This is a genomic window from Bradyrhizobium sp. HKCCYLS20291, from assembly GCF_051167715.1.
GTDB lineage: Bacteria > Pseudomonadota > Alphaproteobacteria > Rhizobiales > Xanthobacteraceae > Bradyrhizobium.
Genome location: NZ_JBNPTO010000002.1, coordinates 675,130 through 696,506, shown reverse-complemented (window position 1 = coordinate 696,506; position 21,377 = coordinate 675,130). Strand labels below are relative to the sequence as shown.

The following is a 21,377-nucleotide window of genomic DNA, read 5'->3' as shown; positions in this document are numbered from 1 at the left end:
GCGGCCACTCAGCGCTTCAGCCGGTAGCCGGTTTTGAAGATCCACGAGATGACGGCCATGCAGATCGCCAGGAAGGCCAGCGTCATGGCGATGCTGACCTCCACCCGCACGTCGGCGATCTCGTAGAAGCTCCAGCGGAAGCCGGAGATCAGGTAGACGACCGGGTTGAGCAGCGCGATCGAGTGCCAGGTCGGCGGCAGCATGTTGACCGAGTAGAAGCTGCCGCCGAGAAAGGTCAGCGGCGTCACCACCAGCATCGGGATCATCTGCAGCTTCTCGAAGCCGTCGGCCCAGATGCCGATGATGAAACCGAACAGGCTGAAGGTGACGGCCGTCAGCACCAGGAACGACAGCATCCAGACCGGGTGCTGGATGTGCAGCGGCACGAACAGGCCGGCGGTGGCCAGGATGATCAGCCCGAGAAGGATCGATTTCGTCGCGGCTGCGCCGACATAGCCGAGCACGATCTCGAAATGCGAGATCGGCGCGGACAGGATTTCGTAGATGGTGCCGATGAATTTCGGGAAGTAGATGCCGAACGAGGCGTTGGCGATGCTCTGCGTCAGCACCGACAGCATGACGAGGCCCGGCACGATGAAGGTGCCGTAGCTGACGCCCTGGACCTCGCTGATGCGCGAGCCGATGGCGGCGCCGAACACGACGAAGTACAGCGAGGTCGATACGACCGGCGACACGATGCTCTGCAGGATCGTGCGCCAGGTGCGCGCCATCTCGAATTTGTAGATTGCGCCGACGGCTCGAAGGTTCATTGGCTCACCAGGCTGACGAAGATGTCCTCGAGGGAGGACTGCTTGGTCTCGAGATCGACGAAGCGGATGCCGGCGGCGCGGAGATCGCCGAGCAGGCTGGTGATGCCGGTGCGCTCGCCCTTAGTGTCGTAGTCGTAGGCGAGCCGCCAGCCGTCGTCGGACAGCGCGAGCCGATACGGCGCGAGCGTCTCGGGGATGGCGTCGATCCGCTGCTGCAGGTGCAGGCTCAACCGCTTGCGGCCGAGCTTCGCCATCAGCTTGGCCTTGTCCTCGACCAGCACGATCTCACCCTTGTTGATGACGCCGACGCGGTCGGCCATCTCCTCGGCTTCCTCAATGTAATGCGTGGTGAGAATGATCGTGACGCCGGCGGCCTTCAGCTCGCGCACGACGTCCCACATCCCCTTGCGCAACTCGACGTCGACACCCGCTGTGGGCTCGTCGAGGAACAGCACCTGCGGCTCGTGCGACAGTGCCTTCGCGATCATTACGCGCCGCTTCATGCCGCCTGACAGCGTGATGATCTTGGCGTCCTTCTTGTCCCAGAGCGACAGGTCCTTGAGGACCTTCTCGATCAAGGCAGGGTTCTTCGGCTTGCCGAACAGGCCGCGGCTGAAGCTGACGGTGGCCCAGACGCTCTCGAACGAATCGGTGTGCAGTTCCTGAGGCACCAGCCCGATGAGCGCGCGGGCGGCGCGATAGTCGCTGTTGATGTCGTGACCGCCCACCGCGACCTTGCCGGACGAGGCGTTGGCAATGCCGCAGATGATGCTGATCAGCGTCGTCTTGCCGGCGCCGTTGGGGCCCAGCAGCGCGAAGATCTCGCCGCGCTCGATCACGAGATTGACGTCGTTGAGCGATGTGAAGCCCGACGGATAGGTCTTCGAGAGGTTGGAGACGGAAATGACGGGAGCCATTGCGGGATGATCGTGCTGGGTGATTCGAAGGCGGGTGGGGAGCATTGTGTGCGGGAAGCCGCGCGAGGCGCGCGAAGCGCTGAGATAGGAACGGGGGCGCGTTCCTGCAATCGAATCGCCTGTCCCTGTTCGTGTCAGTTATCAGGCTTTTCCGTGACGGATTGCGGCGAGTGTTGCCGTGCGGCAACGTCATGCCGATGAACGCCTCGGACAGTGTTGCACGATGTTGCGTCCGCGAGCATCTCGGGTACGGTTTGCGCCGTCTCGACGTATCCGCCGCGGAGAAGGACCGATGACGCCACGTTTCAGCACCAGTCATACCAACGCGACGCGCAGCCGGTCGGCGCGCTGGTTCGGGTTGGTCGCGCTGGCGATGGCCCTGGCTCTCCCGCTCGGCACCGGATCGGTCCGCGCCGCGCCGAGCCCCGCGGCCGCGAGCGCCGCCGGCACCACCCACGTCTACCTCCTGCGCGGCGTGCTCAACATCTTCTCGCTGGGTCTGGATGACATCGCGAAGAAGCTGGATTCGCAGGGCATCCCGAACACGGTCGCCAATTTCGTGTCATGGTCGTCGCTGGCCGACGAGGCCGCCACCGCGTACAAGGCCGGCCGCATCAAGACCATCATCCTGGTCGGCCACTCCTCGGGCGCCACGGCGCTGCCGGACATGATCAACAAGCTCGGCCAGCTTGGCGTGCCCGTGAAGCTCGCGATCGGCCTCGATTCGGTGTTCAAGACCAAGCTCGTCGGCGGCAATGCCGAGCGCTACATCAACTTCTACATCGCCAGCGGCGCCGGCGAGCCGGTTCGCCATGACGACGGCTTCCGCGGCAAGGTCGAGAATGTGGACGTGCAGGCGGTTCCCGGCGTCGGCCACATCACCATCGAGAAGAACGTAATCATGCAGCAGAAGGTGATCGGCGCGATCGACTCGGTCGTGTTCAGCGGCAAGGGCAGCCGGCCTGCGGCCGCGCCGCCCACCCGGATGGCTGCTCCGCAGCGTGCTGCGAGCGCCACGGGGTACCGCTAGGCCGGGAGGGGGCGCCGGCGCGCGCCCCAAAATGCTCCCATTCGGTGACGACAAGCGGTATGGCAGGGAGACATGACCCTGCTTGACCTGAGCTTTCCCGGGGAGCGCGAATGAGCGGCGTGGCGCGACACGCGAGAGGCTGGCTCGAGGGCGCTTTCGCCGCAGCCAGGCGGAGCCAGCCCGCGCTGCTGGCCGCAGCGCTCGCTGCCGCCGCCATGCCGCAGAGCGCCCAGGCCGGCGCCGCGGCCGCGACCGCTCCCAGCAGATCCGCCAAAGCCGTGACGTCCCCGACCCAAGCGGCCATCCGTCCGGCGCCGGAACGGCCCGCCGAGCCCGCTCCCCCGCAGGGGCCGCCACGGGTCTATCTGTTCCGCGGTGCGCTCGGTCCGCTGTTCTCGACCGGAATGGACCGTCTCGCCGAGAAGATCGAGAAGGCCGGATACTGGGCCAGCGTCTACGAATTCACCCTGTGCGACCTGATCGCGCTCCAGGTCGCGAAGAACTACCGCCAGGATCAGGGGCCGATCGTGCTGATCGGCCATTCCATGGGCGGGCTTTGCAGTGTCCGCATCGCGATCGCGCTGCAGGAGCAGAACATCCCGGTCAGCCTGGTCGTCACCGTCGATCCGGCACATGCGACCAAGGACGTGCCGCCCAACGTGCAGCGCTTCATCAACCTGTTCCTGTCGGACAACATCCTCGGCGGCGGCGACGTCAAGCCCGAGCCGGGCTTTCGCGGCCACTACGCCAGCTTCGACATGAAGGATCATGACGAGGTCACGCACATCAACATCGACAAAATGGCAGACGTGCATGCCCAGCTGGTCGCCATGATCAGCCAGTTGTCGCAGACCTCGGCCACGGCCGATGCGGAGGCGGTGCCGCTGCGCTATCTCGTGCCGCCGAAGACGGCCGTCGAATTGTGGGACAGCGGGACGCCGTTGTCAGCGCGCCCTGGCGACACGCTCGACCAGATCGCCGCGAGTTATCGCATTCCGCTCTGGGCCCTGCAGCAGGCCAATCGCGGCGTCGGCAGCGCGCCGCTGATCCCGGGACAGCGCATCATCCTGCCGCGCCATCTGCTGCCGCAGGCCGCCAACCAGCCCGCGGCGCCGACGCCGGATACGCCGATCCGGAGATAGCTGAATTTCAGCTTCAGCCCGGCGGCAGGAACGGGATGATCATCGGCACGCGCTGGCGATAGGTGACGTAATCCGGGCCGAGCTCCTGGCCCAGGAACACCTCTTCCATCTTGGCCTTCCAGGCCATGCCGAGCGAGATCAGGATGGCGCCGAGTACGGCGGTCACCGTCCCCACCGCAATCCCGGTGGCGATCATGCCCAGGATCAGGCCGGTATAGATCGGGTGGCGAACCAGCCCGTAGGGGCCGGTATCGATGACCTTGTGGCCTTCCTTGTGGGTGATCGCGTTCGACCAGAAGCGGCCGAGATGGATCCGCGCCCACCAGGTGAAGGCGATGCCGAGCAGGGTCACGACCGTCAACAGGTAGACGCCGGTCTCGCCGGGGTTCCAGAACGGCTTCTCGCCGAGCAGGCGGGAGGTCCAGGGCGTGAACAGGATGCCGCCGAGCACGATCAGCGCATGATAGCGGCTGGTCTTCACGACCGAGACGTGCTTGCGCGTCCGTTCGGACCACAACGAGGCTCCGACCCAGCTGGCCAGCCAGATCAGCCAGATGATCGCCAGCAGGGAAGTCGGCCAAGTGGTGGTCCATCCGCTGAATGCGACTGACGAGATGGGGCTGGCATCGCCGGACATGTCTTGGGAACCCTTGTGAGACGCGAGACCGGCTGGTCTTAGCTATTCGGCCGCGCTGCGAAAAGGGTGTTGTTTCTCGTCGAGCCGCTTGCCCGGCTCGGAGCCGAGCAGGAACGCGATGGTTTCGCGCAAGGTCGGCTCGATCGGGCGCGGTGCGTAGCCGAGCTCGCGCCTGGCCTTGTCGATCGACAGGTCCGAGGCCGAACGGGCGATCCGCACGCCCTCGGCCGTGCCCGACGGCGTCTGCTTGGTGACGTGATCGGAGATGAACTCCAGCATGCCGGCGGAGAGTTCGGCCAGCCGGCCGGGCACCGCGATGGCCACATGCTTGCGGCCGCTGATGGTAGCCATCAGTGCGAGGATGCGGCTCAGGTGCAGGCTTTCGCCGCCGAACACGTAGCGGTCGCCGATCTTGCCGCGTTCCATGGCGAGGATCAGGCCGGCCGCAACGTCGCGGACGTCGACCAGGTTGACGATGAAATCGAGGTACAACTGCACCCGGCTGTCCAGGAAATGGCGCAGCATCTGCGAGGGCGGCGTGAGATTGCTGTCATGCGGGCCGATCGGCATCGTCGGCGTGCCGACGACGACCGGGAACCCATCCGCGGCTGCCGCCATGGCGCGGGCCTCGGCGAGCGCCTTGGAGCGGGTGTAGGCGCCCGGCATGGCGTCCGCCGGCGGGGCGGCAACGGCTGCGGCCGCACCCGTCGAGCCAGGGTAGTCGAACAGGATCGATTCCGTCGAACAGTGCAGGAAGCGGCGCACCTTGCCGGCGCGAGCGGCGGCCAGCACCGTTTCCGTCCCGACGCAGTTGACGCGGTAGAAATCCTCGCGGTCCGGCATCCACATGCCGGGCAGTCCGGCGAGGTGGTAGACCTGATCGACACCCGAGACCGCCTGCCTGACCAGGGCGGCATCGAGCACCGAGCCTTCGAGGTATTCCACCTCGGCCATCATGTGGGTCGGGCTGCGGATGTCGAGCACGCGCACCTCGAGACCCCGCGCGGCGAGCGCAGAGACGAGGTGATGGCCGATGAAGCCGCTGCCGCCGGTGACGAGGACTTTCATTAGGAGCGTGAGTGCTGATCGCCTTGAAGGTGGTCCGATGCGAGCCGATCCGACGACCAGTTCGGCGCCACGAGGTCGGCCACCGAAGGCCGGAATCCCAACGCCATGTACAGTTTCGCCATCACGAACATCGGTCCAAGAAATAGGTGTGCCGGATGATCCAGCAGAGACGGATTGTTGCGCTCGAACAGCTTGTGTCCCACGGCCTGCGACACGAGTCCCAGGATGATGAGCGCGGCAAACAAGGCCCACAGGGCCGGGCCATGAACGTAATCGGCAATCATCATGGCCACAGAAAGGAATAAGATGGCGAACGCCAGGATGCCCGCACCGAGCGCGGCATCGAGCAGCAGCCAATAGATCAGCACAGGCAACGCCAGAACGGCGCCCAGGCTGACCCGGATGCCGAGCGCGTCGAAATGCCACAAGCTCAACGGCAGCACCGCGCCGAGGAACAGCAGGATGATTCCGAGTACATGCATCATGCCGTTGCGCGGATCGCGATGATATTCGACATAGTCGATCATCTGGCGTCGGAACATGGCATTCATGGCTGGCTCGCTCGTCAATGACATCGACCACCGCTCAATCGACGGCCGTAAAGACCGGGCTATACCACAAGCAGCTGTAGCGACAAATCGGCAATCGGAATACCACCGCGATGGCGCGCCGCCGGACCATACGCGGTCTGCGAACGGGTTCCATGAGCGGCAACACCACGGTGCCGATGCCACATCCTGACACAGCAGTCGCGCCGAAAGCGCCTCAGGTTCATGGCCTGCGCGCAGGTCTCAATTGCATCAATTGCGATGCTTGCGCGGCGCCTGCTTGCCGGGAGCCGCGGGGGCAGGGGGCGGAGGCGGCGCTGCGGCCTCCTCGGCAGCCTTGGCGACCGTAATGATCTGGATCTGCTGATTGACGGTAGCCGTCGGCTTGGAAGGGTCGAGCAGTTGCTCCTCGCCGAGCCCGATCGACTGCAGGCGCTTGACCGAGATCTTGAAGGTGTTTGCGAGGATGTCGCGGATCGCGTCGGCGCGGCGCTGGCTGAGAATGACGTTGGACTCGCGCTTGCCGTTGGCCTCGATGTGGCCGACGATCAGGAACGTGTAGGGAAGCAGATCGGAATAGACCATCGCGTCGGCAATCCGTCCGACGGTCTGATAGGATTCGGGACGGACGATCGGCGTGTCCACGTCGAACTGGATGTCGACGTTGAACGTCGGCAGCGTCGTCAGCTCCGGCGCGATCGGCGTCCGCTTTTGCGGCGGCGGCTCGTTGCGGCTGCGGATCTTCGAGCGCTCCTGTGTCTGCTGTTTCAGCGCCGCCAGATCGAGCGTCGGTGCGGTCTCGAAACGGTTGAGCTGCCGCACGATGTCCTCGCGCGACACTTCCTGCGCGCGCGCGGGTAGGCAAGCGACGACAGCCGAAGCGGCCAACAGCGTAGACAGCAATGACATCGTCCGACGTCGCATCAGCGATACCCCGCCTCGCCAAGGGACTGCTGGCAGCGCGGGCTGACGCCGTTCGCCGTCATCAGGCACGGAATCGACTTGCTGGTCTCTTTGGTCGAGCCGCCGCACAGCTTGACGATCTCACGCTGGCAGGCATTCGCCACGGCGACGCGCGCGGAGATGCGCTTCTGGATGGCCTCGAATGCCTTGAAGTAGGTCGCCTTGCACTGTTGGGAGACGACGTCCTGATTGCGCGACAGACATTCCTTGAGGCGGTTGGAATCGAGATTGACGCCGCGACAATTGGCGGTGATGTCGGCCCCGCAACTCGATGCGATCAGCCCCGCAGAATCGCCAAAGCTCATCGTCTGCGCCGTCGCGAGCGACGATGCCGACAGCGCGAGCGCTACACTCAACAGGATGCATGTCCGGACCATGGTTGCATCTCATACGATGCGCACTGCCACGGTCAAGGCCTAAGCAAGGCGAAGCGTGAAGTTCGATTGCCACAATCGGCGCCGGCCACATCACGATGAGCGCACCGTGGCCGACAGGTCACGCCCGCTGCACGAAGCTGTCGACGACGTGCTTCTCGCCGGCCTTGTCGAAAGCGATGGTCAGCTTGTTGCCATCGACCTTGATCACGTGGCCGTAGCCGAACTTCTGGTGAAACACGCGGTCGCCACGCCCGAACTCCGACGTGGTGCCGGTGGATTTCGCCACCAGTTCGCCCTCGATGGTCAGCGGCCCGCGCTTGTTGCGGCCAAAATTACCGCCGAAGCCGCCGCCGAACGGATCGCGCCCCGAGAACGGCGATTGTTCTTCCTGGAAGCCGCCGTCCGACGGGCCGCGCGTGCCGGGACGGCGCGCCTGTGCGCGCTGCCAGCCGGGCGTGGAATAGCTCGACCCGAACGATTCGACATTGTCGAAGCGCGACGGGCCGTAGCCGCCGGCGCCGCCCCAGCCCGAGCCGCCCTTGGATTCCGTGATCTCGACGCTTGCGGTCGGCAACTCGTCGAGGAAGCGTGACGGGATCGTCGTCGTCCAGGTGCCGTGGATACGGCGGTTGGTCGCGAAGTAGATCTTGGCGCGACGGCGTGCCCGGGTCAGGCCGACATGGGCGAGGCGGCGCTCTTCTTCGAGGCCGGCGCGGCCCTGCTCGTCGAGGGTGCGCTGGCTCGGAAACAGGCCTTCCTCCCAGCCCGGCAGGAACACGTTGTCGAACTCGAGGCCCTTGGCGGAGTGCAGGGTCATCAGCGACACCGCCTCTTCGTCGGCGCTGCCCTCGCGGTCCATCACCAGCGAGATGTGTTCGAGGAAGCCGTGCAGGTTCTCGAACTCCTCCATCGAGCGGACGAGCTCTTTCAAATTGTCGAGCCGGCCGGCCGCGTCGGCCGAGCGGTCCTTCTGCCACATCTCGGTGTAGCCGCTCTCGTCGAGCACGATCTCGGCGAGCTCGGTGTGCGGCGTCACCTCGCGCTGGGCGCGCCAGCGCTCGAACTGCAGGATCAGTCCGCGCAGCGAGCCGCGTGCCTTCGGCTTCAGCTCGTCGGTCTCGACCACCGCGCGCGCCGCCTCGAACAGCGGGATGCGGCGCTTGCGCGCGTGGTCGTGCAGCATCTGCACCGTGGCATCGCCGAGGCCGCGCTTGGGCACGTTGACGATGCGCTCAAAAGCGAGGTCGTCGGCCGGCGAGTTGATGACACGTAGATAAGCCAGCGCATCGCGGATTTCGGCGCGCTCGTAGAAGCGCGGGCCGCCGATGACGCGATAGGGCAGGCCGAGCGTGACGAAACGGTCTTCGAACTCGCGCATCTGATAGGACGCGCGCACCAGGATGGCGATGTCGTTGAGATGCTCGCCCTTGCGCTGCAGCTCCTCGATCTCCTCGCCGATGCCGCGCGCTTCCTCTTCCGAATCCCACGCGCCGGTGACGGTGACCTTTTCGCCCTCGACATCCTCGGTGTGCAGCGTCTTGCCGAGCCGGCCTTCGTTGTGCGTGATCAGGTGTGAGGCGGCGGCGAGGATGTGGCCGGTCGAGCGGTAGTTGCGCTCCAGGCGAATGACCTTGGCGCCGGGGAAATCGTGCTCGAAGCGCAGGATGTTGTCGACCTCGGCGCCGCGCCAGCCATAGATCGACTGATCGTCGTCGCCGACGCAGCAGATGTTCTTGGGCGCGGGCGCAGACCCAGGCGCGGCAACACCTCTGTCGTCATCGCCGGGCCGACGCGCAGCGTCGAGACCCGGTGATCCATCTTCTTCCGACGCAGCGATGGATTGCCGGGTCGAGCCCGGCAATGACGAGCCAGACGATGGCGCCTGCGACAGCAGCCGCAGCCACAGATATTGCGCGACGTTGGTGTCCTGATACTCGTCGACCAGGATGAACTTGAACCGGCTCTGATACTGCCGCAGCACGTCCTGGTTCTCGCGAAACAGCCGGATGTTCTCGAGCAGCAGGTCGCCGAAATCGGCGGCGTTGAGGATCTTCAGCCGCTCCTGATAGCTCGCATAGAGCTTGCCGCCCTTGCCGTTGCCGAACACGGCGGCTTCGCCCGAGGGCACCTGCGACGGTGCCAGGCCGCGGTTCTTCCAGCCGTCGATCAGGCCGGCCAGCATGCGTGCCGGCCAGCGCTTGTCGTCGATGTTCTCGGCCTGCAACAGCTGCTTGAGCAGCCGGATCTGGTCGTCGACATCGAGCACGGTGAAGTTGGACTTGAGCTGCACAAGCTCGGCATGGCTGCGCAGGATGCGGCCGGCGATCGAATGGAAGGTGCCGAGCCACGGCATGCCTTCGACGGCCTGGCCCAGCATCTCGGCGAGCCGCGTCTTCATCTCGCGCGCGGCCTTGTTGGTGAAGGTCACCGACAGGATCTCACCCGGGCGGGCGCGGCCCATGCTCAGGATGTGCGCGATGCGGGTCGTCAGCACGCGGGTCTTGCCGGTGCCCGCGCCGGCCAGCACCAGCACCGGGCCGTCGAGTGTCTCCACCGCGTCACGCTGCTCCGGATTGAGGCCCCCGAGATAGCGCGCACCGCCGGTCGCGGCGGCGCGGGCGCGCGCGGCGATGCCGCCGGCAACGGGCTGGTGGTCAGGCGCAGGAAGCGGGCTCACGCGGTTCGGCTCGGTCATCAGCGAATCAGTCTCGTCCTCTGACCGCATCATAGGGCGGTATCAAGAGGTCTGCAGGAAGGAGCCCTCATAGCAGGGATTGACGGTGATATGGGGCCGTCCGGAGTGTTTTACAGCCCTAAATGCGGGCGGCCCGGGACATCATCCCGCGCGCCAACGAACGAATGTTCCGGCAAACCATGAATTTTTACCGGCTGAATCCGGCGGAACCATTGTTCCCAGCCACGATTGTTCAGGCAACGGCGCTTGCTCCGCGTCGCTTTGAACCGCAATCGAGAGACAGAGGTCGTGTCATGTTAGGCTGGGTCGTTACCTTCCTGGTTATCGCATTGATCGCCGGCATCCTCGGCTTCGGCGGCGTCGCCGGTGCCTCCATCGAGATCGCCAAGATCATCTTCTTCATCGCCATCGTGCTGTTTCTGGTGTCGGCCGTCGTGGGCCTCGCCCGCGGCCGCACCCGCGTGTAGTCGGCCTCATCCCCTGACAATGAGGTCGGCGAAGGGCGCAGTGCCTCGAAAGAGGTGCTGCGCCCTTTGCGTTTTCGCACCCTCGGGCTGGCGCCGTCAGCGCCACCTGAACCTTGGCAAGGACGGGATCAAGCGCCACCGAGGCGCGGATGATTGGAGAGCGCGGTCCGTTTGCGCCGACGAATCGATCCGGATCAGCTCAAACAGTTGATGATCCTGAGTTCGACGCGACGGTCGAGTGCGTCGCTCGGATCGTCGCGGCCGGTTCCGACAATCATTTCGCGGGACCCGCGGCCGCTGGCGATCAGTCGACCCTCCAGGCTCCTGTCCTGGGCCTGCACCTGATCCCTGATATAAGCGGCGCGCAGGATGGACAGCCGGTCATTGATGCCGGAATATCCCGTCGCGCTGGTATGACCAACCACTTCGAGGCAGACATGGTTGGCGGCAGTTCGTTGCGCGATCTTGCCGATCCAGGCCTGATAGGGCGCGCGCGCCTCTGGATCGGAGTAGAACAACGTCGTGCCCGGCTTGAACAGGAACTTGATCGCGAGCCGATCGCTGTTCTTCAGCCCGAAATCGAGCAGCCGGTCGAATGCCTGCATGGCGAGTTGCGTGCGGCCGAGTTTAAGGGCCGACAGGTAGATTCCGCTGTAGATACGCAGCTGCTCGCCCCCCTCCATCCGCAGCGCAGTCTGATAGAGTTCGAGCGCGGCCTTGTAGCGGCCGGCGTTGTAGGCCTCGATTCCCTCGTTGACCTGAGCCGAGGCGAGGATGTGATTGGTGTAGGTCTGGTCGACGGCGTCGCCCGGCTTGGCGCCCTGGCAGCTTTTCACATAGGCCTCGGTGGCCGGGTCCTTGGTGTGGACCGGGCTATCCTTGAAGAAGGGGACCGGTGTCGGATCGACGTCGTCGGGCAGCGCGCGCGCGACGCCCTTTGAGACGACCGTGTTACGGTTCAAGTCGGCGATCGCAAGGCAGATCCGGTAGGCATCGCGGGGGCCCGTGGGCAAGCCGTCGTTGTTGATCGGGGTGAGGGTGCCGATCAGGACCAGCGGCTTTCGTAACAGCGAGGCCACCGTGAACGGCAGCGTGCGGATCCGCGGGTAGTTCGCCGCGATGAGCGCGGTGATGCGTTGCTGCTCCAGTAGCGTTGCTGCCGATTGCACCCGCGTGACGCCGTCGATCAACGGGTCGATCACCAGTTCGAGTTGGCCCTGCGCAGCGTCGTCCTTGAACTTGGACAGCAGGTCATGGGCCGCTTTCGACAGCGCATTCTCGAGCGGCACGGGCGTCGGAGGAGGCGCGATCGCTGCCAACGGCGGCGTCGCCTGTGCCGACGGCGAGATCTCCAGCGCCCGGATCGCTGGAGCCGGACACGCGACGATCAGCCAGCAAAGTGCGAGCCCGATCGGGCCCTTGCGAAGAAACACGACGCGCTCTCGTCAGAAGACAGATCCCAACCTGTGGAATGATTGAGGAATTTCTTGTCGAAAGCAGGTCGCTCAACCGGGGTTGGTGGATTTTCAAGTCGCACGAATTTTGCGCTCAACGGAGGGTCTGGCACAGACTCGCCACACCTTCGCTGGATTTCGAATGCGCCAGGGGCGTCGCACTGGCCGGTCCCCGCTCGCCTGATCCTGTTGGACTCAATACGATTGCGGCGGCTGCGCATTGCGGCGGCGATCGCATTTCGTCGCCCAGATTATGGCGGTCGGATCCGCGGTATATGGAGGCGCCGCCCGGATGTTGTACGATATTCGCTGAAAGTGTGACTTCGGCAGGGTCGGTGAAATCGTTTGCCGCGTGAGGCCGGCGAAGGGCGCAGTGCCTCGAAAGAGGTGCTGCGCCCTTTGCGTTTCCGCTCGATCAGGCCGGCGCCGTCAGCGCCACCTGAACCTTGGCGAGGGCGGGATCGAGCGCCACCGAGGCGAGGCGCGGATCATTGGAAAGCGCGGTCAAGGTCAGCGTCTGGTCCTGCACGCGGAAGATCCGGCACAGCGTCGTCGCCTCCGAGGCGTCGCGCAGCATCACGGACAGCGGCGCCACATCGTGCTCGCCACTGACCTTTTCGGCGACCAGCGACAGCCGCGTCGCGGCCGCGGCCAGCCGTTCGGTGTGACGCCCGGCCGTATTGGCCGCGAGCGGCAAGCCTTCCTCGTTCGTCAACAGCACGGTTTCGAAGCGGCCGACCTCGGCGATCCTGTCGAGCAGCGGCACCAGCTCGCGCCGGCGGCCCGGGCGGCTTGCCAGCTGCGCCAGGTCGAGCGAGATGCGCTCGCGCTCGACCAGCGGCGCCAGCACGTCCTCGATCGCGCTGCGCAGGCTGGTCTCGCGCTCGGTCGCGTCGTGGCTGCTCTGCTCCTGCAACTGATCGAGGCTCGTGGCCTGCAATTGCACCTGCCGGCGCAATTGATCGCGCGCGAGCACGCCCCGCCGGACGCCGAACAGATAGCCGGCGGTCAGCAGCAGGATGGCGGCGCCCAGGCCGCTCACGATGGCATAGATCGTCATGGTCGCTTGGCCTCGGTGAGGTGATCGCAATCGTCGACGCCGGCAATGCGCAGCAGTGCCTTGCGGTCCGCGGCGACCGCCTCGGCATCGCCATGCGCCGCGCCGGCGCCTGCGGCGCGCACCGCGATCTGCTGGGCCGGGATGCCGTCCTTCCGCAACAGCTCGGCGACGGCCTTGGCGCGCGAATAGCTCAGCAGCACGTTGAGATCCTCGCTGCCGCTGGCATCGGCATGTCCCTCGATCACGAGGGTCGCGTCGGCGTGCCGTGACAGCGCCTTCTGCAGGATGGCACGCGAACGCTTCATGTCGGCCGGATTCGGTCGCGTGCTGCCGCGCTCGAACGCGATCTCCAGTGGCGCGAAACATTCGGTGCTCGCCTGCGCGGCGCTCGGCGGCTCGGCGCGCGCCGCCGGTGCGGCGGGGGCAGCGGGAGGCTCGGCCGGAGTGGCGGAAGGCAACGGCATCGGAGGCGCGACGATCAGAGCGGGGAGAGGCGACGGGGGCTCGGGCGGTCTCCGTGCCGGTTCGGCGACGATCGGCTGTGGTGCCGGGATCGCGGCCACCACTTGCGGCGCAGCCGGGGCCTGTTGCCACAACGCGGCCGACATGATGGCGACCAGCGTGCCCGCGACGGCAAAGGCGGCAGCGAGCCAGACCGGGGCATCCTCGCCGGCCACGACATACGCACCGGCGCGCGCCGCTGGCGCTGGGAACGCGGCATTGGGGGAGGGCGCCAGCATGTCAGCCCGCCGGCACCTTGAACTTCGGCGTGATCAGGTCGATGCCGCACTCGAGGCCGGCGCACCATTCGATGAACTGGCGCGACATCGCCGCGTCCGGAAACAGCGCGCCATGTTGTGGCGCGATGATCTCGATATCGAGCGGCCGCACCATCTGCGCCCACGCCTTCATGACGCGGTTCGACACCATGTAGCGGCGGTGAAAGCCTTCCATGAAGCGGGTATGCGCCTTGAAGTCGCGCGTGACCGTGTAGTCAACGCCGATCGAGGCGCCGAGGTCGCCGCTGTAGAGGATCTTGGAGATCGGATCGTAGAGCTGGAAATTGCCCTCGCTATGCAGGAAGTGCGCCGGCAGCGCGTAGAGCTTGCAGCCGGCAAGGTCGAACACCATGCCCTCGTCGGGGATCGGCTTCAGCCGGTCGGCGACGATGTGGTCGAAGCCAAAATGCGGCACGAAACGGGTCCACAGCGCGGAGATGTAGGCGTCTGCATCCGTGGTCATCAGCCAGCCGTTGATCGCCGCGACGATGTCGGGATCCTGGTGCGACAGGAACAGATATTTCAGCCGGCCGCCCGACAGCTCGCTGAAGGTCTCGCCCAGCACCCGCGAATAGACCTTGTGGCCGCCGGGATCGAGCAGCATGCCGACGCGGTCGTGGATGATCAGGTGCTGGTTCGCCTGCACCGCGAGATCGCCGGCGCTGAAATCCTCCAGCAGGATGTTCTTGTGGACGCCGTCGTCATAGAGGACGGTATTGGCCATGTACGCTACTCCCGCCGGCGCAACGCGCGCCGGCTCACGTGTAATACGACTGCGCTACAGCACTTTCTGAAGCGACCGGACGGCCTCGCGCATGTCGAAGAAGGTCAAGCCCAGCTTGCTGTTCTCGTTGGTCAGCGCGAGCAGCAGCGCGCCGCGGCCGGCGCTGACCAGCACCGCATAGCCGGACTCGCCGCGGATGATCACTTCCTGCAGATGGCTGCGGCCGAGCTCCATCGCGGCGCGCCCCCCGAGCGAGAGCAAGGTCGCGGTCATGCCGGCGACCCGCGTCTCCTCCATGTCGGCGGCGAGCACGCTGGCGATCATCAGCCCGTCCTCCGAGATCAGGGCGCAGGCCTCGACGCCGAACGAATCGCTCTGCAGCTTGCGCAGCACCCGGTTGATTTCATCGAGTCGTGACATCGGCTTCTCCTCGATGGCGCGCGGGGTAAACCTGGAATGAAACTGAGTTTGAGCCATGGTGGGATCCTGGTCGTCAGTGTGGGCTGTCGAAACGGACGCGTGGGAAATGTCGGATGGGGCAGCAATTGAATGAAGCGGCTCGTCGGGGGCGAGCGTCGCCTGGTCGGGATCGTCGTCCGGCACCGTCAGCGCGCGGGTCTCGATCGTCTCGACGGCGTCGTCGAGCGCGCGCTGCTCGGCCTTGATGCGCGATCTTGAGACCGGCGGATCCATGGCCTGAAGCTGGGCCACCAGCGCTTGGCGCGCCGATTGATAGACTTCGGCCCGGCGTTCGGGCGTCGCTTCCGGCAGGTTCTCCATCGCGCGCGACAGCACGATGAAGTAGTCGGCGGTGGTCACGGGGATGGCTGAAGCATCCTCGTGGGGTCCATGCGCTCTGCTCAGCAGGCTTGCGAGACGTCCCATCGCTCTCTTGACCACTCTACGCAACCAACGGTGCGTAACGTTAGGTCGTCACAAGGGACGCCACGAATGATCTGAATCAAATTGAAGAAAATCGCGATCATCTGGCACAGTCCTGCCATGGAATTGGCTGACAGAGGTCGCCACACCGCCGTGTCCGTCCTGATTAGGCCGCATTATCGCCGTGATCGCTGCGAGTGCGCCGCTGTTGCAGCCAGAATCAGCTACGATGATGGCTGTCCGTTGCAGTTCGGGAGAGCAATGTGAACGTTCAGGACTATCTGCAGCGCGACGCGACGGCGCTGGCCGAAGCGGTGAAAAAAGGTGAGACCAGCGCGGCTGAGCTGCTGCAGCTTGCTCTTGCGCAGAACGCGCGCGCCCAGCCGCGCACCAATGCCATCTGTGCGCTGATGGAGCGCGAGGCGCGCGCGCAGCTGGCAAAGCCGGCGGCTGGTCCGTTCACCGGCGTGCCGTTCCTGATCAAGGATTGTGCGCAGGATTATGCCGGCTTGCCGACGGCCTATGGCAGCAAGGCGCTGTCGCGCGTCGTCGCCGGCGATCATGCCCATGTCGTGCGCCGCTATCTCGCTGCCGGCCTCGTGATCTTCGGCAAGACCAACCTGCCGGAGCTGGCGCTGAAGGGCGTCTCGGATTCGCGCGCCTTCGGCCGGGTCAACAATCCCTGGAATGGTGCGCACACGCCGGGCGGCTCCAGCGGCGGCGCTGCCGCGGCTGTCGCATCGGGCGTCGTGCCGATGGCGGCCGGCAATGATGGCGGCGGCTCGATCCGGATCCCGGCCGCCTGCTGTGGCCTGTTCGGCCTGAAGCCGTCGCGCGGCTTGATCTCGTCCGGGCCGGGCTTCGGCGAGTACTGGTATGGCGCGTCGAGCGAGGGCGTGATCTCGCGCAGCGTCCGCGACACCGCGCTGGCGCTCGATGTCATCGCCGGCGCCGAGCCTGGCGATCCTTTCCTCGTTGCCGAGCCTGGCACGGTGTTCGCCAATGCGGTGACGCGCGACCCGCCGCGCCTGCGCATCGGTTTCAGCACCGTTTCACCAATCGGAACGGAGGTGCATCAGGAAGCGAAGCTCGCGGTCGAACATGCCGTGAAGCTGCTGCAGGGGCTTGGCCACGAGGTCGAGGAGGCCACGCCCGACATCGACGGTGCGGCGCTGGCGACGTCGTTCCTGCACGTCTATTTCGGCCAGGTCGCAGCGTTCGTCGCCGACGCCCGCAGCAAGGGCGCCAAGGGCGAGGATTTCGAGCTGTTGACGCGGGTGCTGGCGACGCTCGGCGGCGCGATCTCGGCCGGCGCGCTGACGACGCAGCTGTTGAAGTGGAACGTGTTCGCGCGGGCGCTGGCGCGCTTCCACGCGCGCTACGACCTGCTGCTGACGCCGACGCTCGCCCATCCGCCGATCCGGCATGGCCAGGGTGATCCGTCCACCGCCGAGCAGACCCTGCTCGACATGCTCGATCGCATCGGCTTGCTCGGAATGCTGACGCGCTGGGGCGCGCTAGACGGCATGATCGACAAGATCGCCCGCGATAGCCTGCAATACGTGCCGTTCACGCAACTCGCCAATCTCACGGGAACGCCGGCGATGAGCGTGCCGCTGCACTGGACCGCCGACGGCCTGCCGCTCGGCGTCCAATTCGTCGGCCGGCTCGGCGACGAGGCCCGGCTGCTGCAGCTGGCCCGCCAGCTCGAGCAGGCTCAGCCGTGGTTCGAGCGCCTGCCGGATTGGGTGGGGGGTGCAGCAGCGGCCGCCCAGACATCGTAAGACCTTTTTGAAGTTAGTCTCCCTCGCTATACTGCCTGTGGTTGCGAGGGAGATGTCAATGACGATCATCTATATTCACGGCGTCAACGTCCGCTCGCCGGAGCATGGCATCCAGCTCGAGAAGCCGTTCCTGCGCTGGCTCGGTGCCAAGGTGTCGGAGAGCAATACGGCGAGCTACGAGCCGGTCTATTGGGGCGATCTGGCCTCCGATTTTCGCTGGAAGCTCGCTTCGCGCCCGCGCACCGCGTTGCTCGGCATGGGCGGCACGATGGGCTTCGAGTCGCTCGGCCAGGTGCGCGAGGCCGGCACCGGTGCGTTCGAGCCGTCTCCGGTCGTCGACGCCGGTCCTGTGCTCGGTGCTGCCGCGCCGGCAGGCGCCGCGGTCGCGGCACCGCCGCTGTCGTCGATCCCTGTCGATCGCCGCGCCGATTTCCTGGCCGATTTCTATCTCGCGGTGCGGACGCGGTCGCGGCGAAGCCAGCAGCCGGCCGGCTATGCGGACCCGATTGCAGACGAGCCGCGCGCGGCCGGTCTCGCGGCCGCTGCAGCCGAGGTCGCTGCCAAGTGGGACGCGGTCGTGGCCCAGGAGCAGAGCGAGGCGGCGCGCGCCAAGGCGCTGCTCGCCGCGGTCGATCAGGAGCTCGCGGGCGATGCGCTCGTCGGCATGGGCGGCTGGTCCGACTGGACCGAATGGGCCGGGGAGGTCCTGGGCCGCGCGGCGGCACTGCCCGGCGATGCGCTGTCGACGGTGGCGGCGGAACTGCGCCCGACGATCAACAGCTTCGTCGCCAACTTCGTCGGCGATGTCTTCTCCTACCTCGACCGGCGCGAGCAGGGCGGCCAGCCGGGCGAGATCCCGCGGCGGGTCCTGGCGGCGCTGAAGCGTGCGCATGAGCGGCGGCAGCAAACTGGCGAGAAAATCGTCGTTCTCACCCATTCGATGGGCGGCCAGCTGCTGTACGACGCCGTGACCTACTTCGCCGCGCAGGATCCCGCGCTTGCCGGTCTCGAGATCGACCATTGGTTCACCTGCGGCTCACAGGTGTCGCTGTTCGCCGAGCTCAGGCTGTTCAAGGGCCAGCCCGATCGACGCGGGCCGGACAAGCTGCCGCGTCCCGCCGGCGTGCGCAACTGGACCAACTATTACGACGGCAATGATCTGTTCGGCTTCGTGATGGCGCCGGTGTTCGACGGCGTCACCGACAAGGACTATTCGACCGGCTACGGTCTCGCCTTTGCCCATACCGGCTATCTGGCGCGGCCGAGCTTCTTCCAGGCGCTCGCGGCGCGGCTCTGATCTGCAGCGAAGGAGGTCGCCCCGTGCCGCTCATTGCCGTGCCCGACGCCAAAGGCCTCTGGACCGCCGTCGACAAGCCGAGTTCGGGGACGCACGCCCTGATCGTCGGCATCAGCGACTATCCCTATCTTTCCGGCGGGAGCGCGCCGCAGAGGGCGCCGAACTCCGGCGGCCTCGGCCAGCTGGCGCTCAGCGCGGTGACCGCAGCGCGCGTGTTCGACTGGTTTCGGGATGCTGCCCGCGTCGCCGGCGCGCCGATCGCCTCGTGCCGTCTGCTGCTGGCGCCGTCGGCCGGCGAGTTGGCAGAGGTCAACCGGATCACCGACGGTCATTTCGCGCGGCCGGACTTCGCGACGTTGCGCGCCGCGATCGAGGCTTGGCGGGACGCCATCTTCAAGGGCCGCACCGGCGACGAGAACACGGCGTTCTTCTTCTTCTCGGGCCACGGCGTCGAGCATCTCGCATCGCCGGCCTTGCTCGCGGCCGACATCCTCGATCCCGACGCGGCCGGCAGCGAGGCGCGAGCGGTCGCCATCGAGGCGGTGGCGCGTGCGGTGAAGACCTCGGGCATCGATCGCGCGCTGTTCTTCGTTGATGCCTGCCGCAACGCGCCGGCGCTGGCGATGACCCTCAACATCGTCGGCGATGAGATCCTCAAGCCGCAGCCATATCTAACCAAGAGCCCGGACGCGGTGATCAGCCTGCAGTCGACCCGGTCCGGCCTGCAGTCGTTCCAGGCGGCTGGCGAGGACGCCACGATCTTCGGCCGGGCGTTGCTCGAGGCGCTCGAGGGCGTGGCGCCCAAATTCATTCCCTACGACACTCAGGGCACGCCCTGGCGGCTCGTGTTCGCGAGCCTGGAGAGCCACGTCAAGAACAGGGTCCGCCAGCTGCTCGCGGCCCACACCGCCGCCAAGATCCAGCCGGTGGAGCCCTCCGGCATTCCCTATGATGGCGCGATGATCGTCGCCGAGCGCGCGCCCGCCATGGTCACCGCGGAGCCGGTGCCGCCGCCGGAAGCCGCGCCGCCGGACACGGCTCCGCCGTTCGAGCCTGGTGGTCCGACCGGCGGCCCCGCCGCGCAGCCGGTGCAGATCCCGGAGATCAAGTTCGACGAGCTCGCGCTCGACAGCCTCGTCAAGAAGCGCGCTGACATCATGCTGCGCCGCTTCAACACGGCGAGGCCGGGGATCGAGGCTGCGCCCGGCAGTGGCGGCGATCTGCTGGACTACCAGACCATGCACGAGATTTTCGGTCATGAGAGCGTGACCGGACCGTTCCTGAACGCGTTGTCGATCCGCGACGCGTGGACTGGCGAAAAGCTCGCCCCCGCGGAGTTCAAGCTGACGCAGGGGCGCAGCAACGAGGTCGGTGACAGCCTGACCTCATGGATCGACGTCGAGATCCCGCCGGGCAAGGGGCGGGCGGTGTGGTTCGGCGTCGCGGGCATGGGCGAGGTCTCGTTCGGCATCGCGATCCCGCGCGACGCGACGCTGACCATCCCCGTGCGGCTCGACGTCGGCTTCAGCCGCCAGGGCCGGGACTGGGCCGTGGAACAGGTCAGCGCCCGCCTTGGCGAGCCTCGAGCCGACGATGCCGCCAGCAGGATGGTCTGGCATCCGCTGTGGGAGCTGCAGCGCATCGAGGCCTTCTCCGATCTCGCGGCCGCTGGCCTCAAGATCCGCCGTCTCGATGATCTGCTCGATATCGTCGTCCGCAAAGTGGAGTCGCCGGTGGCGGCCGCCATCGCCATGAGCCTGCTGATCCGCTCGGGCAATCTCGATGTCCTGCAGGATTGGCCACGCAATCTGGCGAGCTGGTTTCCATGGCTCCCCGATGGCAGCATCCTGTGGGCGGAGACGCTGTTGCGGCGCGCCGAGGGGCATGCCCTCGATCCGACGATCCGGGACGAGGCTTTCTCGTATCTCGTGAAGAGCGCCGAGCAGGGCCCGCCGCTGCTGACAGCAAGCCTACGCATGGCCGTCACCCAGATGCAGATGTGGCGCAGTGGGTTGAAGCCGGAAGATCCCAAGGCCGCCACGCTCACCGGAGCCTTAGGCGTAATCGAGACCGCCGCGCGTCATCTCGTCTCCGGCAGCCTGTTCGCGAGCTTCGCAAGGATCGTCACTGCCGATCCGCCGACGCCGGCGCTGACGGCCGCCGACGTGCTCTCGCGAGCCAAATGATCGGCGCCTTGCCGGAGTCTCGTCAGCGCAAGGTCAGCGTTTCGGCATACCGATGGCGCGTCCGAGGCCATCCGGCCGCGGCAGCGCGGCATGGGCCTGCAGCAGGCGCGCGATGTTGGCCTGGATGTCCGGCGGGAACGGCGCGACCTTGCGCCTGGTCATGTCGATGTGGACCGACATGTTCTCGGAGGTTGCCGAGATCCAGCCTTCCTCCGCATGGCGCAGCTCCTCGAAGGTGTGCAGCCGCTTCTCGTCGGCGGCGATCAGCCACACCGCGACCTGGACGGGATCGCCGAGATGGATCTCGCGCAAGTACCGCACGTGGCATTCGGCGGTGAAGGTCGAGCCGTGGCGCTCCTTCATGTAGGCCGGGCCGATGCCGAGCTCGGCCCAGATCTGGTCGATCGCGCGGTCGAACATCACGTTGTAATAGGCCATGTTGAGATGGCCGTTGTAGTCGATCCATTGCGGCTCGATCTGCATGATGGACGACAGGAACGGCCCCGCGCCGGGCTCTGCGGGCATTGCATGTGTGGGCACTGCATTATCGCTCATCGGCTCTTCCGTTTGCTCCCTTGACCCTCGTTGCGTCCTTTG

At 66.3% G+C, this 21,377-nt stretch carries 20 protein-coding genes; 6 read left to right on the top strand and 14 right to left on the bottom strand.

The window, feature by feature from the left end; all coding sequences use genetic code 11:
• Positions 1–8: 8 nt before the first annotated feature.
• Both ACQR07_RS07355 and ACQR07_RS07350 read right to left on the bottom strand, forming a co-directional pair.
• A complete protein-coding gene (locus tag ACQR07_RS07355; protein ID WP_434901634.1) occupies positions 9–770 on the bottom strand; it encodes an ABC transporter permease in 762 nt (253 codons plus the stop codon).
• Positions 767–1,687, bottom strand: coding sequence for an ABC transporter ATP-binding protein (locus ACQR07_RS07350; protein ID WP_434901633.1), 921 nt, complete (start codon positions 1,685–1,687; stop codon positions 767–769). Before ACQR07_RS07350 ends, ACQR07_RS07355 begins: the two co-directional genes overlap by 4 nt.
• A 292-nt stretch (positions 1,688–1,979) precedes the next feature.
• Between ACQR07_RS07350 and ACQR07_RS07345 the strand changes: the two genes are divergently transcribed.
• Positions 1,980–2,717, top strand: a complete 738-nt coding sequence (locus ACQR07_RS07345; protein ID WP_434901632.1) for a hypothetical protein — start codon at positions 1,980–1,982, stop codon at positions 2,715–2,717.
• Positions 2,718–2,827: 110 nt separating this feature from the next.
• On the top strand, positions 2,828–3,859 hold the full coding sequence (locus ACQR07_RS07340; RefSeq protein WP_434901631.1) for an alpha/beta fold hydrolase: 1,032 nt from the start codon (positions 2,828–2,830) through the stop codon (positions 3,857–3,859).
• A 13-nt stretch (positions 3,860–3,872) separates the two neighbouring features.
• On the opposite strand, the gene ACQR07_RS07335 is transcribed toward ACQR07_RS07340, so the two are convergent.
• The 6 genes from ACQR07_RS07335 to ACQR07_RS07310 form a co-directional block, all read right to left on the bottom strand.
• On the bottom strand, positions 3,873–4,496 hold the full coding sequence (locus tag ACQR07_RS07335; RefSeq protein WP_434868983.1) for a methyltransferase family protein: 624 nt from the start codon (positions 4,494–4,496) through the stop codon (positions 3,873–3,875).
• Positions 4,497–4,538: 42 nt separating this feature from the next.
• A complete protein-coding gene (locus tag ACQR07_RS07330; RefSeq protein WP_434901630.1) occupies positions 4,539–5,564 on the bottom strand; it encodes an NAD-dependent epimerase/dehydratase family protein in 1,026 nt (341 codons plus the stop codon).
• Positions 5,564–6,115: a DUF962 domain-containing protein gene (locus tag ACQR07_RS07325; RefSeq protein WP_434901629.1), complete on the bottom strand. Its 552-nt coding sequence runs from the start codon at positions 6,113–6,115 to the stop codon at positions 5,564–5,566. The genes ACQR07_RS07330 and ACQR07_RS07325 overlap by 1 nt, the downstream gene beginning before the upstream one ends.
• A gap of 249 nt (positions 6,116–6,364) precedes the next feature.
• Complete coding sequence (locus ACQR07_RS07320; protein WP_434901628.1) at positions 6,365–7,036, bottom strand: OmpA family protein; 672 nt, start codon at positions 7,034–7,036, stop codon at positions 6,365–6,367.
• The gene (locus ACQR07_RS07315; protein WP_434901627.1) at positions 7,036–7,452 is read right to left on the bottom strand and encodes a hypothetical protein; all 417 of its coding nucleotides are present in this window, start codon (positions 7,450–7,452) and stop codon (positions 7,036–7,038) included. Before ACQR07_RS07315 ends, ACQR07_RS07320 begins: the two co-directional genes overlap by 1 nt.
• 118 nt (positions 7,453–7,570) lie before the next feature.
• Positions 7,571–10,147: an ATP-dependent helicase gene (locus tag ACQR07_RS07310; protein ID WP_434901626.1), complete on the bottom strand. Its 2,577-nt coding sequence runs from the start codon at positions 10,145–10,147 to the stop codon at positions 7,571–7,573.
• A gap of 293 nt (positions 10,148–10,440) precedes the next feature.
• Here ACQR07_RS07310 and ACQR07_RS07305 point away from each other — a divergent pair, with 293 nt between their 5' ends.
• The gene (locus ACQR07_RS07305) at positions 10,441–10,614 is read left to right on the top strand and encodes a DUF1328 domain-containing protein (RefSeq protein ID WP_008964634.1); all 174 of its coding nucleotides are present in this window, start codon (positions 10,441–10,443) and stop codon (positions 10,612–10,614) included.
• A gap of 194 nt (positions 10,615–10,808) precedes the next feature.
• Here the strand turns inward: ACQR07_RS07305 and ACQR07_RS07300 are convergent, their stop codons facing one another.
• The 5 genes from ACQR07_RS07300 to ACQR07_RS07280 form a co-directional block, all read right to left on the bottom strand.
• Positions 10,809–11,933 carry an OmpA family protein gene (locus ACQR07_RS07300; RefSeq protein WP_434901625.1) on the bottom strand — a complete coding sequence of 375 codons (1,125 nt, stop codon included), beginning with the start codon at positions 11,931–11,933 and terminating at the stop codon, positions 10,809–10,811.
• Between the two features lie 550 nt (positions 11,934–12,483).
• Complete coding sequence (locus ACQR07_RS07295) at positions 12,484–13,128, bottom strand: hypothetical protein (RefSeq protein WP_434901624.1); 645 nt, start codon at positions 13,126–13,128, stop codon at positions 12,484–12,486.
• Entirely contained in the window at positions 13,125–13,868 is a 744-nt protein-coding gene (locus ACQR07_RS07290) for an OmpA family protein (protein ID WP_434901623.1), read from the bottom strand. The genes ACQR07_RS07295 and ACQR07_RS07290 overlap by 4 nt, the downstream gene beginning before the upstream one ends.
• Position 13,869: 1 nt before the next feature.
• Positions 13,870–14,631, bottom strand: coding sequence for an MBL fold metallo-hydrolase (locus tag ACQR07_RS07285; RefSeq protein WP_434901622.1), 762 nt, complete (start codon positions 14,629–14,631; stop codon positions 13,870–13,872).
• Between the two features lie 54 nt (positions 14,632–14,685).
• Positions 14,686–15,516 carry a roadblock/LC7 domain-containing protein gene (locus tag ACQR07_RS07280; RefSeq protein ID WP_434901621.1) on the bottom strand — a complete coding sequence of 277 codons (831 nt, stop codon included), beginning with the start codon at positions 15,514–15,516 and terminating at the stop codon, positions 14,686–14,688.
• Positions 15,517–15,776: 260 nt separating this feature from the next.
• Between ACQR07_RS07280 and ACQR07_RS07275 the strand changes: the two genes are divergently transcribed.
• From ACQR07_RS07275 to ACQR07_RS07265, 3 genes are read left to right on the top strand one after another with little or no spacing between them, the layout of a single operon-like run.
• Complete coding sequence (locus ACQR07_RS07275) at positions 15,777–17,297, top strand: amidase (RefSeq protein WP_434901620.1); 1,521 nt, start codon at positions 15,777–15,779, stop codon at positions 17,295–17,297.
• Positions 17,298–17,355: 58 nt separating this feature from the next.
• The gene (locus ACQR07_RS07270) at positions 17,356–18,594 is read left to right on the top strand and encodes a hypothetical protein (RefSeq protein WP_434901619.1); all 1,239 of its coding nucleotides are present in this window, start codon (positions 17,356–17,358) and stop codon (positions 18,592–18,594) included.
• 23 nt (positions 18,595–18,617) lie between these two features.
• Positions 18,618–20,780, top strand: a complete 2,163-nt coding sequence (locus ACQR07_RS07265) for a caspase family protein (protein ID WP_434901618.1) — start codon at positions 18,618–18,620, stop codon at positions 20,778–20,780.
• 33 nt (positions 20,781–20,813) lie between these two features.
• Here the strand turns inward: ACQR07_RS07265 and ACQR07_RS07260 are convergent, their stop codons facing one another.
• A complete protein-coding gene (locus tag ACQR07_RS07260) occupies positions 20,814–21,335 on the bottom strand; it encodes a thioesterase family protein (protein WP_434901617.1) in 522 nt (173 codons plus the stop codon).
• Between the last annotated feature and the right edge of the window lie 42 nt (positions 21,336–21,377).

Excerpts from the sequence above, each read along its gene's own strand:
- ACQR07_RS07355 (WP_434901634.1), bottom strand. The coding sequence starts at position 770 with ATGAACCTTCGAGCCGTCGGCGCAATCTACAAATTCGAGATGGCGCGC.
- ACQR07_RS07285 (WP_434901622.1), bottom strand. The coding sequence starts at position 14,631 with ATGGCCAATACCGTCCTCTATGACGACGGCGTCCACAAGAACATCCTG.
- ACQR07_RS07280 (WP_434901621.1), bottom strand. The coding sequence starts at position 15,516 with ATGGGACGTCTCGCAAGCCTGCTGAGCAGAGCGCATGGACCCCACGAG.
- ACQR07_RS07345 (WP_434901632.1), top strand. The coding sequence starts at position 1,980 with ATGACGCCACGTTTCAGCACCAGTCATACCAACGCGACGCGCAGCCGG.
- ACQR07_RS07310 (WP_434901626.1), bottom strand. The coding sequence starts at position 10,147 with ATGACCGAGCCGAACCGCGTGAGCCCGCTTCCTGCGCCTGACCACCAG.
- ACQR07_RS07350 (WP_434901633.1), bottom strand. The coding sequence starts at position 1,687 with ATGGCTCCCGTCATTTCCGTCTCCAACCTCTCGAAGACCTATCCGTCG.
- ACQR07_RS07260 (WP_434901617.1), bottom strand. The coding sequence starts at position 21,335 with ATGAGCGATAATGCAGTGCCCACACATGCAATGCCCGCAGAGCCCGGC.
- ACQR07_RS07325 (WP_434901629.1), bottom strand. The coding sequence starts at position 6,115 with ATGAATGCCATGTTCCGACGCCAGATGATCGACTATGTCGAATATCAT.
- ACQR07_RS07305 (WP_008964634.1), top strand. The coding sequence starts at position 10,441 with ATGTTAGGCTGGGTCGTTACCTTCCTGGTTATCGCATTGATCGCCGGC.
- ACQR07_RS07330 (WP_434901630.1), bottom strand. The coding sequence starts at position 5,564 with ATGAAAGTCCTCGTCACCGGCGGCAGCGGCTTCATCGGCCATCACCTC.
- ACQR07_RS07315 (WP_434901627.1), bottom strand. The coding sequence starts at position 7,452 with ATGGTCCGGACATGCATCCTGTTGAGTGTAGCGCTCGCGCTGTCGGCA.
- ACQR07_RS07340 (WP_434901631.1), top strand. The coding sequence starts at position 2,828 with ATGAGCGGCGTGGCGCGACACGCGAGAGGCTGGCTCGAGGGCGCTTTC.
- ACQR07_RS07290 (WP_434901623.1), bottom strand. The coding sequence starts at position 13,868 with ATGCTGGCGCCCTCCCCCAATGCCGCGTTCCCAGCGCCAGCGGCGCGC.
- ACQR07_RS07335 (WP_434868983.1), bottom strand. The coding sequence starts at position 4,496 with ATGTCCGGCGATGCCAGCCCCATCTCGTCAGTCGCATTCAGCGGATGG.
- ACQR07_RS07270 (WP_434901619.1), top strand. The coding sequence starts at position 17,356 with ATGACGATCATCTATATTCACGGCGTCAACGTCCGCTCGCCGGAGCAT.
- ACQR07_RS07320 (WP_434901628.1), bottom strand. The coding sequence starts at position 7,036 with ATGCGACGTCGGACGATGTCATTGCTGTCTACGCTGTTGGCCGCTTCG.
- ACQR07_RS07295 (WP_434901624.1), bottom strand. The coding sequence starts at position 13,128 with ATGACGATCTATGCCATCGTGAGCGGCCTGGGCGCCGCCATCCTGCTG.